At 68.4% G+C, this 699-nt stretch carries 1 protein-coding gene; it reads right to left on the bottom strand.

Features of this window, described 5'->3' with window-relative positions:
- Window positions 1-67: 67 nt before the first annotated feature.
- The coding region (locus G3I78_RS46615; RefSeq protein ID WP_164436649.1) for a proline iminopeptidase-family hydrolase at window positions 68-699 on the bottom strand (632 nt) is incomplete at its 5' end.

Below are 699 nucleotides of genomic sequence, written 5' to 3'. Positions count from 1 at the left end.
CTTCGATGAAGCTGGGGGTCAGAAGGGACATTCCAATCCTTCCTAAAGTGTGGGCGCGGGGCCGGGCTCAGCCGAGGCCCTGGAGGAACCGGTCCATGACCTCCGCGAAGCGCTCGGGCTCCTCGAGATGGGGCATGTGGCTCGACTCTTCGAAGATCTCCCAACGCACGTCCGGGATCAGCTCGGCGAAGGGCCGGACGGTCACTTCGGTGGCCTCGTCGTGGCGCCCGGAGATCAGCAGGGTCGGCACGGCCACGTCGGGGCAGGCATCGATGACGCCCCAGTCCTTGAGCGTGCCGATCACGTGGAACTCGCTCGGCCCGTTCATGACGGAGTACACCGTCGGGTCGTTGTTGAGTTCCATGATCGAGGCGAGGAAGTCGCGGGGCCACGGCCGCAGACGGCACACGTGCCGCTGGTAGAACGGCATGAGCGCGGCCTCGTACTCGGGGCTGCCGGTGGTGCCGGCGGCCTCGTGCGCGAGCAGGGTCTCGTTGACCCCGGGCGGCAGCTGGTCGCGCAGGACCTTCATCTCCTGGAGCCACAGCGGGTAGGAGGCCGGGGCGTTGGCGATGACCAGTGCCCGCAGCCCGGCCGGGCGCGTCGCCGCGTGCTGCGTGACGAGCAGGCCGCCCCAGGACTGGCCGAACAGGATGTAGTTGTCCCCGATGCCGAGCGAGCTCAGCAGCGATTCCAGCT

This window comes from Streptomyces sp. SID13726 (assembly GCF_010548375.1).
In the GTDB taxonomy this organism is placed as follows: domain Bacteria; phylum Actinomycetota; class Actinomycetes; order Streptomycetales; family Streptomycetaceae; genus Streptomyces.
The sequence above is the reverse complement of the archived record's forward strand: the minus strand, read 5'-3'. Positions and strand labels throughout refer to the sequence as shown.